This is a genomic window from Streptosporangium sp. NPDC053982 (assembly GCF_055585205.1).
On sequence record NZ_JBVJKQ010000003.1, the window covers coordinates 253,597 to 269,069 of the forward strand.

At 75.2% G+C, this 15,473-nt stretch carries 15 protein-coding genes; 7 read left to right on the forward strand and 8 right to left on the reverse strand.

The features are described from left to right. Positions 1-10 precede the first annotated feature (10 nt). On the reverse strand, positions 11-856 hold the full coding sequence (locus ACZ6W9_RS06390) for a L,D-transpeptidase family protein (RefSeq protein WP_470116832.1): 846 nt from the start codon (positions 854-856) through the stop codon (positions 11-13). Positions 857-974: 118 nt separating this feature from the next. Here ACZ6W9_RS06390 and ACZ6W9_RS06395 point away from each other — a divergent pair, with 118 nt between their 5' ends. Both ACZ6W9_RS06395 and ACZ6W9_RS06400 read left to right on the forward strand, forming a co-directional pair. Further along, complete coding sequence (locus ACZ6W9_RS06395; protein ID WP_470116833.1) at positions 975-1,505, forward strand: YbaK/EbsC family protein; 531 nt, start codon at positions 975-977, stop codon at positions 1,503-1,505. 144 nt (positions 1,506-1,649) lie between these two features. Further along, positions 1,650-2,222 (forward strand): GNAT family N-acetyltransferase, encoded by a 573-nt coding sequence (locus ACZ6W9_RS06400; RefSeq protein ID WP_389954851.1) that lies wholly within the window; start codon positions 1,650-1,652, stop codon positions 2,220-2,222. A gap of 181 nt (positions 2,223-2,403) precedes the next feature. Here ACZ6W9_RS06400 and metF read toward each other — a convergent pair whose 3' ends face one another. Beyond that, the gene (gene metF, locus ACZ6W9_RS06405; protein ID WP_389954854.1) at positions 2,404-3,348 is read right to left on the reverse strand and encodes a methylenetetrahydrofolate reductase [NAD(P)H]; all 945 of its coding nucleotides are present in this window, start codon (positions 3,346-3,348) and stop codon (positions 2,404-2,406) included. A 391-nt stretch (positions 3,349-3,739) separates the two neighbouring features. Here metF and ACZ6W9_RS06410 point away from each other — a divergent pair, with 391 nt between their 5' ends. Further along, positions 3,740-4,807 (forward strand): polyprenyl synthetase family protein, encoded by a 1,068-nt coding sequence (locus ACZ6W9_RS06410; protein ID WP_389954857.1) that lies wholly within the window; start codon positions 3,740-3,742, stop codon positions 4,805-4,807. A 14-nt stretch (positions 4,808-4,821) separates the two neighbouring features. Here the strand turns inward: ACZ6W9_RS06410 and thiE are convergent, their stop codons facing one another. The 3 genes from thiE to ACZ6W9_RS06425 are packed head-to-tail and all read right to left on the reverse strand — an operon-like array spanning position 4,822 to position 7,021. Further along, on the reverse strand, positions 4,822-5,463 hold the full coding sequence (gene thiE, locus ACZ6W9_RS06415) for a thiamine phosphate synthase (protein WP_362934514.1): 642 nt from the start codon (positions 5,461-5,463) through the stop codon (positions 4,822-4,824). Beyond that, the gene (locus ACZ6W9_RS06420; RefSeq protein ID WP_389954860.1) at positions 5,441-5,815 is read right to left on the reverse strand and encodes an Rv2175c family DNA-binding protein; all 375 of its coding nucleotides are present in this window, start codon (positions 5,813-5,815) and stop codon (positions 5,441-5,443) included. Before ACZ6W9_RS06420 ends, thiE begins: the two co-directional genes overlap by 23 nt. A gap of 48 nt (positions 5,816-5,863) precedes the next feature. Continuing rightward, positions 5,864-7,021: an NAD(P)/FAD-dependent oxidoreductase gene (locus tag ACZ6W9_RS06425; protein WP_389954862.1), complete on the reverse strand. Its 1,158-nt coding sequence runs from the start codon at positions 7,019-7,021 to the stop codon at positions 5,864-5,866. Between the two features lie 334 nt (positions 7,022-7,355). On the opposite strand from ACZ6W9_RS06425, the gene thiO reads away from it, so the two are divergent. From thiO to pknB, 4 genes are all read left to right on the forward strand, one after another. Continuing rightward, entirely contained in the window at positions 7,356-8,528 is a 1,173-nt protein-coding gene (thiO, locus tag ACZ6W9_RS06430) for a glycine oxidase ThiO (RefSeq protein ID WP_389954865.1), read from the forward strand. A gap of 2 nt (positions 8,529-8,530) precedes the next feature. Continuing rightward, entirely contained in the window at positions 8,531-8,725 is a 195-nt protein-coding gene (gene thiS, locus ACZ6W9_RS06435) for a sulfur carrier protein ThiS (protein ID WP_389956277.1), read from the forward strand. Positions 8,726-8,730: 5 nt separating this feature from the next. Then, positions 8,731-9,489: a thiazole synthase gene (locus ACZ6W9_RS06440; protein ID WP_362934502.1), complete on the forward strand. Its 759-nt coding sequence runs from the start codon at positions 8,731-8,733 to the stop codon at positions 9,487-9,489. 249 nt (positions 9,490-9,738) lie between these two features. Continuing rightward, positions 9,739-11,712 carry a Stk1 family PASTA domain-containing Ser/Thr kinase gene (gene pknB / locus ACZ6W9_RS06445; RefSeq protein ID WP_389954869.1) on the forward strand — a complete coding sequence of 658 codons (1,974 nt, stop codon included), beginning with the start codon at positions 9,739-9,741 and terminating at the stop codon, positions 11,710-11,712. A 63-nt stretch (positions 11,713-11,775) separates the two neighbouring features. On the opposite strand, the gene alc is transcribed toward pknB, so the two are convergent. From alc to ACZ6W9_RS06460, 3 genes are all read right to left on the reverse strand, one after another. Continuing rightward, positions 11,776-12,729: an allantoicase gene (alc, locus tag ACZ6W9_RS06450; protein WP_389954872.1), complete on the reverse strand. Its 954-nt coding sequence runs from the start codon at positions 12,727-12,729 to the stop codon at positions 11,776-11,778. Continuing rightward, positions 12,726-14,099, reverse strand: a complete 1,374-nt coding sequence (gene allB, locus ACZ6W9_RS06455) for an allantoinase AllB (RefSeq protein ID WP_389954874.1) — start codon at positions 14,097-14,099, stop codon at positions 12,726-12,728. Before allB ends, alc begins: the two co-directional genes overlap by 4 nt. 103 nt (positions 14,100-14,202) lie before the next feature. Next, the gene (locus ACZ6W9_RS06460; RefSeq protein ID WP_389954877.1) at positions 14,203-15,384 is read right to left on the reverse strand and encodes a glycerate kinase; all 1,182 of its coding nucleotides are present in this window, start codon (positions 15,382-15,384) and stop codon (positions 14,203-14,205) included. Positions 15,385-15,473 lie beyond the last annotated feature (89 nt).

The window sequence follows — 15,473 nt, forward strand, 5'->3', positions numbered from 1 at the left end:
TCCCCGTGGGCTACCGCACGAACCTCCCGCGGACGTGCACCGGCACCCCGGTGCCGAGCAGCTTGGGCAGTGCCGACGCGACGTTCATCGGCAGCCGCACACAGCCGTGCGAGGCCGGGGCCAGCGGCACCGACAACGCGCCGTGCAGGGCGATGCCGCCGTTGAAGAAGATCGGGTTGTACAGCTTGCCGAGGTAGGAGGTGTGCCAGCCGCTTCGCCGCCAGGTCGTCCGGTAGTCGCCCGTCGGCGTGCGGGCGTTGCCGCAGAACCGCTGGGTCCGGCCGTTCCAGGTGGCCGTCTCGCAGTAGGGGATCCCGCTGCCGGAGGAGATGTGGCTGATCAGCCGCACCCTCCCGCCGACGTACAGGACCATCACCTGCTGGGTGAGGTTCACCTCGACCCGGGTCGCCCGGCCGCCCGGCACGAGCACCCTCGGGGCGCGCGGAGCCTCCAGCGCCCGCCACGTCCTGCTCGCCACGGTGCTGGTCGGCGCGATGCCGTTGACCTTCTGGAAGGCCCACAGCGCGGTCAGGGTGCCCCCGCCGTACCGGCCGTCGGCCGTGCCCGGCATGTAGCCGAGCTGCTGCAGCCGCGTCTGGAGCACCTTGACCTCGGCCCCCTTGGCGCCGAGCCGGAGCGTCCGGCCGGGCGCGGTGAACGCGGGCGCCGCCGTCGGGACCGCGGCCGCGCCGACCGGGGCCCCGGTGACCGTGGAAGCGGTGACCGGGACCGCGGCGGCCGGGAGGGCGCCCGCCGGGGTGCGGGGAGCCGCCGCGGCGCTCGCGAGACCGGGTGAGGAGACAAGGAGGGCCGCCGCAGCCAGCGTGGCCGCTCCGAGCCGCCGTCGGACTCTCATCTGGACCATCCCCTCGTTACCGTGATTTCTGGATCAAGGGACCATAGTGCATCGGCGTCTCGTCCCCATCACGGTCAATGGGACGGCATGCAACGGTCCAACTGTTTAGAGTGGCCGCGTGCCAGAAAAGTTGCATCCGAATGTGGAGAAGGTCGCCGCGGTCCTCCGCGAGCACGGCGCCACCGGTGAGATCGTGGTGTTCGAGGAGGCGACCCCGACCGCGGCGACGGCGGCGGCCCGGCTGGGCTGCGAGGTCGGAGCGATCGCCAACAGCCTGGTCTTCGACGCCGACGGCGAGCCGCTCCTGGTGCTCACCAGCGGCGCCCACCGGGTGGACACCGCCCTGGTGGCCCGGACGGCCGGCGTGGCGAAGGTACGGCGCGCGAGTCCCGACTTCGTCCGGGCGGCCACCGGCCAGGTGATCGGCGGGGTGGCCCCGATCGGCCATCCGGCCCCCCTGCGGACCCTGGTCGACACCTGGCTCGGCCGGTACGAGACGGTGTGGGCCGCGGCGGGTCACCCGCACACGGTCTTCCCCACGTCCTTCGCCGAACTGCTCCGCCTCACCGGGGGCGTCGCGACCGAGGTGGAGGAGCCGGCCCTCGCGCGGGAGACGGCCTCGGCGGAGGAGAGGACCACCGCCGGGTAGGAGGCCCGTGACGCCGCGGGCCGTCGGCCGCCGGCGCGCTCACCGGGACGGCCGGCCGGTTCCCGCCGCGCCGCCGTACCGCCGGGCGTTCATTTCCCGGCTCGGTCCGGTTCGGGCGGCATCGTCCCTGCTAGGGTGCGGAAGGTGATCGGACTGCGCCGGGTCGGACCCGCTGAGTTCACCTCCCGGCTGGACGCGGTCCTCGCCGTCTACACCGCCGCGATGAGCCCGCCCGAGGAGCAGGTCCCGGGCCGCAGGACGATCATGGAGAACCACTCCGTCCAGCCCGGGTTCTCCTGCGTGTTCGCCGAGGACGCCACCGGCACGCCGGTGGGTCTCGCCTACGGCTTCCACGGGGTCCCCGGGCAGTGGTGGCACGACGTGGTCATGCGGGCCCTCGCCGACCGGAACGGCGAGGGGAGCGCGCGGGGCTGGCTGGGAGACGCCTTCGACCTCGCCGAGGTCCACGTCCACCCCGACCACCAGGGCGGGGGAATCGGCCGGGCGATGGTCGTCGCGGTGTGCGGCGGCCGTCCGGAACGCACCGCCGTGCTGTCGACCCGTGACCGGCCCACCGCGGCCAGGCACCTCTACCACAGCATGGGCTTCGTCGACCTGCTCACCCGGTTCGTCTTCCCGGGCGGCCACGAGCGCTACGCCATTCTCGGGACGGTGCTCCCCCTCAGGCCGATGGCCGGACGGCCTCCGGAGGCGTGAGCCGGACGGCGTGAGCGGGGTGACGCGGCGGGCAGCGCGAAGCCGCCGCCCACCGATCCGCCCGCCGTGCCGTCCGCGTCCGGCTCCGGTCCGCGGCCCGCCGTGCCGCCCGCCATGCCGTCCGCGTCCTGCTCCGGCCCGCCGCGCACCCGCGACCGGGCTTGAGGCTCCGGGACCCGGCTCAGGCGAGGGCGGCCTGCGGGGCGACGGGGAGCCCGGGGGAGATGTCGAGCGCCTGGAAGACCTCGCGGGTCGCGCTGGAGCGGTTGAAGGTGATGAAGTGGATGCCCGGCGCGCCCTCGTCGAGGAGCGTCCGGCACAGCTCGATGGCGTGCTCGATGCCCAGGCGGCGCACGGCGGCGGGGTCGTCGGCGACGGCCTCGAACCGCGCCGCGACCTCCGGCGGGAACGGCGCGCCCGACAGCTGCTCGGACCGGGCGATCGTGCTCATCTGGGTGACGGGCATGATGCCCGGGATGATCGGCGTGTCGCAGCCGGTGGCGGCCACCCGGTCGCGCAGCCGGAGGTAGTCCTCGGCGCGGAAGAACATCTGGGTGATCGCGTAGTCGGCGCCCGCACGGCACTTGCGCACGAAGTACTCGGTGTCGGACTCGATCGTGGCCGACCTGGGGTGCTTGTAGGGGAAGGCGGCCACGCCCACGCAGAAGTCGCCGGACTGGCGGATCAGCCGGACGAGGTCCTCGGCGTACTGGACGCCCTCGGGGTGGCGCACCCACTCGCCGGTGGGGTCGCCGGGCGGGTCGCCCCGCACCGCGAGGATGTTGCGCACGCCCGCGCCGGCGAACCGGCCGACCAGGTGGCGCAGCTCGCGCAGGGAGTGGTTGACCGCGGTGAAGTGGGCGACCGGGGTCAGCGTGGTCTCGTGGGCGAGCCGCTCCACGATCTCCACGGTGCGGTCGCGGGTGCCGCCGCCGGCGCCGTAGGTCACCGACACGAAGGTGGGACGCAGCGCCTCCAGCTCCCGGATGACGCGCCAGAGCTGACGCTCGCCCTCGGCGCTCTTCGGCGGGCCGAACTCGAAGGAGAAGGAGCGGCCACCGGCGGCGAGGAGCTCGCGGACGGTGGGCACGCGGTCGGGAAGGACGGACGGGCGACCCAGAGCCATGCCCCAAGGGTACTCGGAGCGCCGCCGCCCGCCGTACTCGTGGGATGCGCTGTCGCGTCGCGCCGCCCGGTGCGCGGCGGGACGGTCGCGCCGCGCGGCGGAGTCGTCGCGCCGCGTCGCCCGGTACGCGGAGGGTCGCGAGGGCCGGGGGGCACGGCCGCCCGCACGGCCCGATCCATGGGGACGCGGCCGCCGCACGGCCCGATCCGCGGGGCGTCGTCGCACCGCGTCACCCCGGGCGCGGGGGCACGGCGGCCGGCGCGGCCCGGTTTCCGGCGCCCTTCCTGCTCGGGGGCCTTTCGGGTGTCCCTTCCTTCGGTAACGGTGCGTGCGAAACGCCGTAGTGTCCCGCGGATAGGAATCCGTCCGCTTGGACCGATAATGTCTGGGCATGACCACTTCCGCAGCCACACTCGATATCGTCCGCATCGAGGTGGACCGCGCCCTCAGGGAGTTCGTCGACCGGCAGCGGCCCCAGGTCAGCGCACCCGAGGCGGCGCCGCTCATCTCCGCCGCCGAGGACTTCCTCTCCGCGGGGAAGCGGCTGCGCCCGGCGTTCTGCTACTGGGGCTGGCGCGGCGCGGGCGGCGAGGACGACCCGGCGTTCTTCAACGCCGCCGCGTCCCTGGAGCTCCTCCAGGCGAGCGCGCTGGTCCACGACGACGTGATGGACGCCAGCGACATGCGCCGGGGCATGCCGTCGGCGCACCGCAGGTTCCAGGCCCTCCACGAGGACGCCGGCTGGCACGGCTCGGCCGCGCAGTTCGGCATGGGCTCCGCCATCCTGCTGGGCAACCTGATGCTCATCTGGTCGGGCGAGATGTGGCGGTCCAGCGGGCTGCCGCCGGCCGCCCTGGCCGCGGCCCAGGACGTCCACGACCACATGCGCACCGAGCTGATGTGCGGCCAGTATCTCGATCTGCTGGAGCAGGCCCACGGCGAGGGCACCTTCGACAGCGCGCTGCGGGTCGCCCTGTTCAAGAGCGGGAAGTACTCGGTCGAGCAGCCGCTGCGGCTGGGCCTGGTGCTGGCCACGCGGGGGCGCGAGCCGTGGATCGACCGGCTCTGCGAGGAGTACGGCCAGTGCGTGGGCATCGCCTTCCAGCTCCGCGACGACATCCTCGGCGTGTTCGGCGACCCGCTGGAGACCGGCAAGCCGGCCGGCGACGACCTGCGCGAGGGCAAGCGGACCATGCTCATCGCCCGCACCCTCGCGGCGGCCTCCCCGGCCCAGGCGGCCCAGGTGCGCGCCATGCTCGGCGACCCGGCGCTGGACGGGGCCGGGGTGGACCGGCTGCGGCAGATCATCCAGGAGACCGGGGCGCTCGCCGCGTGCGAGAGCCTGATCCGGGAGTATCTCGACGACGCCCTGCGCTCGCTGGAGCACGCCCCGATCACCTCGGAGGCCCGTACGGCGCTGGCCGAGCTGGCCGTGGCCGCGACGTCCCGCCGCACCTGACCGGCCGCGGCCGGTCAGCCTCCGGCGGTCAGCCGGCGCCTGAACTCCTCGGCCGCGGCCTTGGGGTCGTCGGCCTCGGTGATGGCCCGCACCACCACGACCCGGCGCACGCCGTACGACATGACCTCGTCGAGGTTGGCGAGGTCGATGCCGCCGATGCCGAACCAGGGCCGGTCGGTCGCGAGGGCCGCGGCGTGCCGGAGCAGGCCGGGGCCCGGCGCGGACCGCCCGGGTTTGGTGGGCGTCGGCCAGATCGGGCCGCAGCAGAAGTAGTCGACGCCGGGCTCGACGGCCGCGGCGGACGCCTCCCCGGGGGCGTGGGTGGAACGCCCGATGAGGATGTCGTCGCCGAGGATGTCGCGGGCGACCGGCACGGGCAGGTCGTCCTGGCCGAGGTGGAGCACGTCGGGCCGGGCCGCGTAGGCGATGTCGGCGCGGTCGTTGACCGCCAGCAGCCGGCCGTGCCGGTCGCAGGCGTCGCGGAAGACCTCCAGCAGCGCCAGCTCCTCGCGGGCCTCCAGGCCCTTCTCCCGGAGCTGGACGATGTCGACGCCGCCGCTCAGGGCGGCGTCGAGGAAGTCCGCGAGGTCACCGCGGTCACGGCGGCCGTCGGTGCAGAGGTACAGGCGGGCGTCAGAAACCGAGGGCCTGGGCACGTCTCTTGACCTCGGTGTGTCGGCCCGCGGCGATCGCCTCCACCGGCGATCCCGGCAGGCTGTCGTCCGGGGTGAAGAGCCAGCGCAGCGACTCGACGTCGTCGTATCCGGCGTCGAGCAGCACGGTGAGCGTGCCCGGCAGTCCCTTCAGGACGTCGCCGTCGGACAGGAACACGGCCGGGATCTGGGGTTCTCCCCCGCCCCGGCGCACCCCGATGAGCTTGCGGTCCTTGAGGAGCTGCTTGGCGCGGCCGGCACTGAGGCCGAGCCTCCGGGCCACCTCGGTCAGGGTGAGCCACTCGCCCACCAGCTGGTCGGTCTCCCGGTCGATCTGCGCAACAGAAAGCGTCACGAATCCACCACTACCACATCGAGCCTTTCGCCAAACACCGGCGCGGGATCACGCCGCGCAGTCGCGCAACGCTACCGCAGGGTCGGCCAGGCGCTCGACGTCGAGGGGCCGGCCGCCCTCGATGAGGCGCCTGCCCTGGACGAGATCGCGAGGCCGGTCGACGGACAGCACCGCGACGAGCCGGTCGCGGTGGTCCACCCAGCAGGCCCCCCACTTCGGGTCGGTCCCGGGGTCGCCGCGCATGACCATGCGGCCGCCGTCGTGCCGCCCGGCGTACTGGACCATGTGGCCGAACTGCTCCGACCAGAAGTAGGGCACCGGGTCGTAGACCGCCGTCTCCCCCATCAGGGAGGCCACGGCCACCTCGGGGGCGTTCAGCGCGGTGTCCCAGTGCTCGACCCGCAGGCGGCGGCCGTAACGGCGCGACCACCAGGCGGTGCAGTCGCCCGCGGCGACGACGCCGGGCAGCCAGGTGCGCAGGTGCTCGTCGGTGACGACGCCGTCGTCGAGCCCGACGCCGGAGCCGGCCAGCCACTCGACCGCGGGGCGGACGCCGACACCGGTGACGACGACGTCGGCCTCGATCGCCGAGCCGTCGGCCAGGATCAGCCCGCCGTGGTCGACGGAGGCGACCGCGGTGCCGAGCCTCAGGTCGACGCCCGCCTGTTCGTACCAGGGAACGGTCCGCGCGCCGACCGGGCCGAGGGCGGCGGCCAGCGGGACGCCGGCGGCCTCGACCACGGTGACCTCGCAGCCTGCCCGGCGGGCGGCTGTGGCCACCTCCGCGCCGATCCAGCCCGCGCCGACGACGGCGATCCTGACCCCCGGCGCGAACAGGGCGCGCAGCGCGAGGGCGTCGTCGATGGTGCGCAGGACGTGCTGCGGGCCGTCGCCGAGCAGCCGGACCGGGCGGGCGCCGGTGGCGATGACCAGCCCGTCGTAGGGCAGCTCACCCTCGGTGGTCTCCACCACGCCGGGCCGCAGCCCCTTGGCGGCCACCCCCGGGCGGAACGAGACCTCGAGGGCGCCGAGGTCGGAGTCGACGACCGTGGAGTCGGTGCCGCCCAGCAGGACGGCCTTCGACAAGGGGGGGCGGTCGTACGGCCGGTGCCGTTCCTCCCCGATCAGGGTGATCGTGCCGGCGAACCCACGGGCCCGTAACGCCTCGACGCTGCGCACGCCGGCCAGGCCGGCGCCAACCACCACGACATGATTCACACCTCATCAGCCTAGGCGGCCGGAGGACCTCCGGCTATCTGCTACGTGCGCTGAAACCGACATTTAACTCACGGAGGGTGCTACGCCCTCCCCGGGAGGCACCCCTTATGGTTGGGATGTCAAGACGCGCGGGAGCCCGGCACGCACCGGGCTGAGAGGAGGGCCGCGAGACCGCTGAGGAGCGCGGAGCCGTGCACCGCGACCGGAAGCGCCCCCGGTGGGCGCCGCCGGGCGACGCGGGCGGGCCGCGACCCGGCGTGACCGCGAGCGGGCCCTCGACCGCCAGGAACCTGATCCGGGTCATGCCGGCGAAGGGAGCGGGATGGGAATGCCGCAGCGGTTCGACCTCCTGGTCGTCGGCGGAGGGGTGATCGGCCTCTCGGTGGCCTGGCGCGCCGCCAGAGGAGGCCTGCGGGCCGCGGTGATGGACCCCGCCCCCGCCTCCGGCGCCTCGCACGCGGCGGCGGGCATGCTGGCGCCGGTGAGCGAGGTCACCTACACCGAGGAGCCCCTGCTGCGGCTGGGCCTGGCCTCGCTGGCCAGGTGGCCGTCGTTCGCCGCGGAGCTCGCCGCCGACGCCGGCCGCGAGGTGCGCGACCTCGACTACGGCGACGGCGGCACCCTCGACGTCGCCTTCGGCGCCGACGACATGGCCGCGCTGGAGGAGCTCGCCGCGTTCGCCACCGGGCTGGGACTGCCCGCCCGGCGGCTGACCGGCCGCGAGTGCCGCCGCCTGGAACCGATGCTGGCCCCGTCCGTCCGCGGCGGCATGCTCGCCGAGCGGGACGCCTGGGTGGACCCCAGGCGGGTCACCGCGGCCCTGCTGTCCGCCCTGGAGCGCCGGGGCGTCACCCTCCTGCGGATGCGCGCCGCCGCCCTGGAGACGTCCGCCGGGCGGGTCACCGGGGTACGGCCGGCCGGCGGCGCGGCCGTCGGGGCCGACCGGGTGGTCCTGGCGACCGGGGCGTGGTCCGGAGGCCCCGCCGGCTCCGGGGGCGCGGGCGGACCCGTCGCGATCGAGGGCCTGCCGCCCGGGGCCCTGCCGCCGGTCCGGCCGGTCAAGGGCCAGATCATGCGGCTGCGCTCCCCCGAGCCGATCCTGGGACGCTGCGTGCGCGGCACGGTCCACGGCTCGCACGTCTACCTCGTGCCGCGCGCGGACGGCGAACTGGTCGTCGGGGCCACCCAGGAGGAGCTGGGCTTCGACACCAGGGTGACGGCCGGGGGGCTGTGGGAGCTGCTGCGCGACGCCCGGGAGCTGGTGCCGGGCGTGACCGAGCTGGAGCTCTCCGACACGGTCGCGGGCCTGCGCCCCGGCACGCCTGACAACCTCCCGGTGATCGGCCCGGCCGGCCCGCCGGGCCTGTGGCTGGCCACCGGCCACCACCGCAACGGAGTGCTGCTCGCCCCGCTGACCGCCGACCTGTGCGCGGGCGACGGCGACCCCGACCTTCTGAAGATCTGCTCACCCCTCCGCTTCCAGGAGCCCTGTTGAACGTGACCATCAACGGCGTCGCGCGCGAGCTGCCCTCCGGGGCCACCGTCGCCGAGGCCGTGAAGACCCTGACCGAGACCCGGAACGGGGTGGCCGTCGCCGTGAACGGCGAGGTCGTCTCGCGGGGCGCGTGGGACTCCACCGCGCTCGCCGACTCCGACGCGGTCGAGGTGCTCACCGCGGTGCAGGGAGGCTGAGGGACGTGGACGACGACCTGATCATCGGCGGCGAGAAGTTCGCCTCCCGGCTCATCATGGGCACCGGCGGCGCGCCCTCGCTGGAGGTCCTGGACGCCGCGCTGGCCGCCTCGGGCACCGAGCTGACCACGGTCGCGATGCGGCGGCTGGACCCGTCGGCGCGCGGCTCCGTCCTCGACGTGCTGCGCCGGCGCGGCATCAGGGTCCTGCCCAACACGGCCGGCTGCTTCACCGCCCAAGAGGCGGTGCTGACCGCCCGGCTGGCCAGGGAGGCGCTGGAGACGGACTGGGTCAAGCTGGAGGTGATCTCCGACGAGCGCACCCTGCTGCCCGACCCGATCGAGACCTTCGACGCGGCCGAGCGGCTGGTGGCCGACGGGTTCACGGTGCTGCCGTACATCGGCGACGACCCGGCCCTGGCGCGCCGGCTGGAGCAGGCGGGCTGCGCGGCGGTGATGCCGCTCGGCGCGCCGATCGGCTCCGGCCTGGGCATCCGCAACCCGCACAACATCGAGCTGATCGTGGAGGCGGCCGGGGTGCCGGTGATCCTGGACGCCGGGATCGGCACCGCCAGCGACGCGGCCCTGGCGATGGAGCTGGGCTGCGACGCGGTGCTGCTGGCGACCGCGGTGACCCGGGCCCAGCGGCCCGACCTGATGGCGCGGGCCATGCGGTCGGCGGTCGACGCGGGGCGGGCCGCCCGCCTGGCGGGACGGATCCCCCGGCGCCGCTACGCGGAGGCGTCCTCCCCCATGACCCCCTGAGAGGCCGGGGCCCCGGCCCGGGGCGGCCGTACGGCTTCGTGAAGGACGTTCCCGGACACCGGGCGGGGTGCCCGGCGGTTCCCGGCGAGGTGCCCGGCGGTCCTGGGCCGGGACACCGGAAACGGGCGCGGCGGGCCGTCCCGTGGATCTCGGAATGCCCTCGGAATCCGCAGAAAACAGTCAACTTCTCGGCATCGGTTTGGAACACCGGCACCCTGTGGACGCCAAAACGCCCGTAAACTCAGCCGGGTGGACACGACGGTTACTGACCCCCTGGTCGGGAGACTCCTGGACGGGCGTTACCGTGTCGAGTCCCGGATCGCCCGAGGCGGAATGGCTACCGTCTACCTGGCCATGGACATCCGGCTCGACCGCACGGTCGCCGTGAAGGTGATGCACCGATCCCTCGCCGAGGACCCCTCCTTCGTCCGGCGGTTCATCGGCGAGGCGAAGTCGGTGGCGAGCCTGTCGCACCCCAACGTGGTGCACGTCTTCGACCAGGGCACCGACGGCGGCAACGTCTATCTTTCGATGGAGTACGTCCCGGGGCGCACCCTGCGCGACGTGCTCCGCTCCCGCGGCCGGCTGCCCGCCCGCGAGGCGCTGGAGGTCATCATCCCGGTGCTCGCCGCGCTGGGCGCCGCGCACCAGACCGGGATGATCCACCGCGACGTCAAGCCGGAGAACGTCCTCCTCAGCGACGACGGCCGGATCAAGGTGGTGGACTTCGGCCTGGCCCGCGCGGTCGAGGCGACCAACCAGACGCGGACCGGCGTCATGATCGGCACCATCGCCTACATGTCGCCCGAGCAGGTCACGGCGGCCGCCGCCGACGCCCGCAGCGACGTCTACGCGGCCGGGATCATGCTGTTCGAGCTCCTCACCGGCAGCCAGCCGTACGAGGGCGACACCCCGATGTCGGTGGCCTACCGGCACGTCCACGACACCGTGCCGCCGCCGTCCGGCCTGCTGCCCGACATCCCCCCGCAGCTCGACGCGCTGGTGGCCCGAGCCACGGCCCGCGACCCCGAGGGCCGTCCGGCGGACGCCACCGCGATGCTGGTCGCCGCGGTGGAGGCGCACCGGGCGCTGCCCGCCGACAGCGGCCCGGCGCCGCAGGTGCCGGTCGCCCCGGTACGGCCCGCCGGGCGCCCGGGGCCGGCGGGCGCCACGGCGGTGCAGCCCGCCGTCAGCCACACCCTGGTCCAGCCGCGCGGCGACCTGCTCACCACCCCCGCCTCCGATCACCCCGGCGCCCCGGCCGCGCCCGGGGCGCGGGCGGCCGCTCGGCGCCGCGGGTCCCGGCCCACGTGGTTCCTGATCGCGCTGGCCCTGGTGATGGTGGCCGGGATCGGCCTGACCGGCTGGTGGTTCTCCCAGACCCGCACCGTCAAGGTGCCCGACTCGCTGGTGGGCATGAACGTCAAGCTGGCCGAGAAGGAGGCCGCGCGGCTCGGCTTCGACGTCGTGATCGGCCAGGCCCAGTACGACGAGAAGGTCCCCAAGGACAACGTCCTGTCGACCGACCCGGCCGGCGGCACCGAGGTCGAGCCGAAGTCGCGGATCACCCTGATCGCCTCCGCGGGCCCCAAGCGGGTCCCGGTGCCCAACGTCGTCGGCATGGACCAGAACGCGGCCCGGTCGAAGCTCGCCGAGGTCAAGCTGGTCGCCGGGAACGTCCGGCGGCAGGGCAGCGGCACCGTGCCGCGTGATCAGGTCATCAGGACCAGCCCGGCGGTGGGCAACCCCGTCAAGGAGGGCAGCAAGGTCACCCTGGTGGTCAGCGCGGGCCTGCTCATGCCGGACGTCAAGGGCATGCCCCGCGACCAGGCCGACGCCACGCTGCGCACCGCGGGCTTCCTGCCGGAGTTCCTGGAGCAGACCGACGCCGCCACCCCCTGCACGGTCATCGCGCAGGACCCCAGGCCCGGGGCGGAGGTGGACAAGGGCATCACCGTGCGGATGACCCTCTCCAAGTGCGACAACCCCGGCTGGCACTGGCCGTGGGAGAACGACGGCCAGCCCGGCGACGGCGACGGCAGGCAGGTGATCGTCGTCCCCAACGTGATGTTCAAGGAGGCCAAGGCGGCCCGCGAGGAGCTGCGCGCCGTGGGGATGAACGTGAAGATGCGCAGGGGTCCGGGCCGGGGGCTGGTGGTGGCGCAGCTCCCGGGGGGCGGTCAGCAGGTCCCGCCGGGCACCGAGGTGACCCTCTGGTTCTGACCGGCCGCACGCTCTGACCGGCCGCACGCTCTGACCGGCCGGGTGCCCGGCGGGCCGTACGGCTCAGGGCCGGTGGAGCAGGCCGTGCAGCCGGACCCGGGCCAGGCCGCCGTCGGGGAAGACGTCCACCTTGACGTGGGTGGTCACCGGCGCGTCCGCGAGGCGGAAGCGGTGGCGCGTGTCGGGCAGCAGCGGGGTCCTGGGCAGCAGCTCCGTCCAGGTACGGCCGTCGGCCGTACCCCGGAGCGACACGGCGGCCGGGGCGTTGAACAGCAGGTTCGTCGTGTCGATCTCGGCGAGCCCGATCACGCCGGGCCCGGCCAGGCGGATCACCAGCCAGTCGTTGCCGCCGTCGCGGCGACGGGCCGTCTCCCAGCCCTCGGCCTGGTGCCGGGCGAGGCCGGGGGCGATGACGTTGCCGGGCGGGGAGTAGAACCCGTCGGAGCACTCGGTGACCAGCCCGCCGTTCTCCAGCGCGGCCAGGTCCAGGCCCAGGCCGTCGTAGACGGTCAGGTCCGGCCTGGCCTCGCCGTGCACGCGCAGCCGGGCCACGCCGCCGTCGGGGAAGATGTTCAGCCGCACGTGGGTGCGGCGCCGCTCCCCGGTCACCGCGAAGCGGTGCTCGGCGTCCCCGGTGAGGGCGGCGCGCGGGACGATCTCCTCCCACTCGGCGGCGGCCAGCTCCGCCGCGGTGGGGTACCCGGTGACCTCGGCCGCCTCGACGGAGGCGTGCGACGGGTGGTTGGCCCGGAACCAGGCGGTGTCGATCACGACACCGCGGACCACGCCGGGCACGCCGAGGCGGACCACGGCCCAGTCGTGGCCGGGCTCGCGCCGCCGCCGGGTCTCCCAGCCGTCGTAGACCTGCCCCTTGGCGCCGAAGGTGTGGGCCTGGAAGCCGGGCCGGCCGGGCCGGATGAGGTTCTCCCGCTCGGCGAAGGACTCGTCGCTGGCCGCGACGACCGCGCCGCCGTGGGTGCGCAGTGCCAGGTCGGGCAGGGTGGTGAAGTCGTTCACGGCGGGGTCCTTCCGATGTCGGGCCGGCGCAGCAGAACTCCTCGGGGCTCACCACCGGGTTCGCCGCCGGGCTCACCACCCGTGAGGCGGCCGCGCAGCCAGGTGGCGCGGACCACGCCCCGCAGCGTCCTGCCGTGGTACGGCGTGACCGGGTTGCGGTGGTGCAGGGCGGCGGCGTCCACGGTGTGTTCGGCGTCGGGGTCGAAGGCTACCAGGTCGGCGTCGCGGCCCTCCTCGATCGCGCCCTTGCGGGTCAGGCCGGCCAGCGCGGCGGGGCCGGCGGCCATCCACCGGACGACGTCCTCCAGGCCGTGCCCGCGCCGCGCCGCCTCGGTCCAGACGACGGACAGGCCGAGCTGGAGGGAGGAGACCCCGCCCCAGGCACGGGCGAAGTCGGGCACCTTCAGGTCCGGGGTGGACGGCGAGTGGTCGGAGACGACGCAGCTCAGCACCCCGTCGGCGAGGCCGCGCCAGAGCGCGTCGCGGTTGGCCGCGACGCGGATCGGCGGGCAGCACTTGAACGCCGTGGCGCCGGGCGGCACCTCCTCGGCGGTCAGCGCCAGGTAGTGCGGGCAGGTCTCGGCGGTGACCCGCGCTCCCCGCGCCCGCGCCGCGGCCAGCGGCGCGAGGCACAGCGCCGACGACACGTGCAGGATGTGGACGCGCGCGCCGGTCTCCCCGGCCAGCGCCGCGACCCGCTCGACCGCCCGGCTTTCGGCCTCGCCGGGCCGGGAGCCGAGGAAGTCGGCGTAGCCGGGCCCCGGGGGGTCGGCGAGCAGCGCCGGATCCTCGGCGTGGACGATCAGCAGGCCGTCGAAGGAGGCGATCTCCGTCATGGCCCGCCGCAGCCCCTCGTCGTCGAGCGGCGGGAACTCCTCCACGCCCGACGGCGACAGGAAGCACTTGAAGCCGAACACCCCGGCCTCGTGCAGCGGCCGCAGGGCGGCGGCGTTCCCGGGGACCGCGCCGCCCCAGAAGCCGACGTCCACCGCGCACCGGCCCTCGGCGGCCCGCCTCTTGACGTCGAGCGCGGCCACGTCCACGGTCGGCGGCAGCGAGTTGAGCGGCATGTCCACGATCGTGGTGACGCCGCCGGCCGCGGCGGCCCGGGTGGCCGACGCGAAGCCCTCCCAGTGGGTACGGCCGGGCTCGTTGACGTGCACGTGGGTGTCCACCAGGCCCGGCAGCAGCGCGACGTCGCCGAGGTCGGCCCGTTCGGCGGCGTCCGGGGGCGCGTCGTGGGGGTGCAGGCCGGTGATCCTGCCGTCCCGTACGGCGACGGCCGCCGGGGCCTCGCCGCCGGGCAGCACCACCCGGCGGGACCGGACCACCAGGTCCGGCCGCCGCCCGTCCGTTCCCCACCCGGTCACGGGCCGTCCTCCTCTTCCGTCGACTTCCGTCAACGGCGCTCCCCGGCTGCTCCCCGGCTCTCGTCACCGGCGTTCCCCGGCTCCCGTGGACTCCCGGATCCGGTCACAGGCGTTCCGCGGCGATCCGGCGCGCGAGGCGCTCCAGCAGGGGGCCCGCCTGCGCCATGCACACCTCGGGGTCGGGTTCGAGGTCGGTGAGAGCGTAGGCGGCCGAGATGCCCGCCGCGGCCAGTTCCTCGTCGCCCAGCGACCGGCGGCCGCACACCGCGACGACCGGGATCCCAGCCTTGGCCGCCGCCGCCGCGACGCCCGCGGGCGCCTTGCCGCGCAGGGTCTGCTCGTCCAGCGACCCCTCCCCGGTGACCACCAGGCGGGCGCCGGGGAGCCGGTCGTGGAAGCGCAGCAGGTCGAGCAGGTACTCGATGCCGGGCCGCAGGTCCGCCCCGAGGAAGGCCAGGGCGGCGAAGCCCACTCCCCCGGCGGCGCCCGCGCCCGGCCGGGCCGCCACGCCCATGGCGCGCACGACGCCGTCGTGCTCGGCGGCGCCGCCCAGGCCGTGGGTGTGCGCGGCGACCGCGGCGAGCCGCCCCAGCGCCTTCTCCAGCAGCGCGACGTCCTCGGGCCCCGCGCCCTTCTGCGGGCCGTACACGGCGGCGGCGCCGTGCGGGCCGAGCAGCGGGTTGTCCACGTCACTGGCGATCACGTACTCCACGCCGCCGGACGGGCCGAGCCCGGACGCCTCGAACCCGGAGGCGTCGATCCTGTCGAGGTCCGCCAGGGCCGCGCCGCCCGGGGGCAGCTCCCGCCCCTCGGCGTCCAGGAACCGGACGCCGAGCGCCGCCATCATGCCGGTGCCGCCGTCGGTGCAGGCGCTGCCGCCCAGTCCGAGCACGACGCGCCGCGCGCCGCGCCGTACGGCGTGGGCGATCAGCTCGCCGGTTCCCCGGCTGGTCGCGGTGAGCGCCCGTGGGCCGGCGGGCAGGCGGCGCAGCCCTGACGCCTCGGCCAGCTCGACCACGGCCGTCGCCGTCCCGGCGTCCTCACGCCAGGCGTAGGCGGCGAGGACCGGCTCCCCCGTGGGCCCGGTGACCTCGGTCTCGACGCGGCCGAACCCGGCGGCGACGGCCGCGTCCACGGTGCCGTCACCGCCGTCGGCCACCGGCACCGCGACCGTGGCGATGTCCGGGCCGAACCCGGCGGCGACCCGCGCCGCGACCTCGGCCGCGGTCAGCGACCCCTTGAACTTGTCCGGGGCGATGACGACGTGTCCCGACGACTCAGACAACCCTGCTCCCTGGTGTGCGGCGGGCCGGCGCGGTCCGCCCGGCGCACCCGGGCGGCACCGGCCCGGGTCCGGTGAGGTGGGTCACCATC

Excerpts from the sequence above, each read along its gene's own strand:
- ACZ6W9_RS06390 (WP_470116832.1), bottom strand. The coding sequence starts at position 856 with ATGAGAGTCCGACGGCGGCTCGGAGCGGCCACGCTGGCTGCGGCGGCC.
- metF (WP_389954854.1), bottom strand. The coding sequence starts at position 3,348 with ATGGCTCTGGGTCGCCCGTCCGTCCTTCCCGACCGCGTGCCCACCGTC.
- ACZ6W9_RS06410 (WP_389954857.1), top strand. The coding sequence starts at position 3,740 with ATGACCACTTCCGCAGCCACACTCGATATCGTCCGCATCGAGGTGGAC.
- thiO (WP_389954865.1), top strand. The coding sequence starts at position 7,356 with ATGGGAATGCCGCAGCGGTTCGACCTCCTGGTCGTCGGCGGAGGGGTG.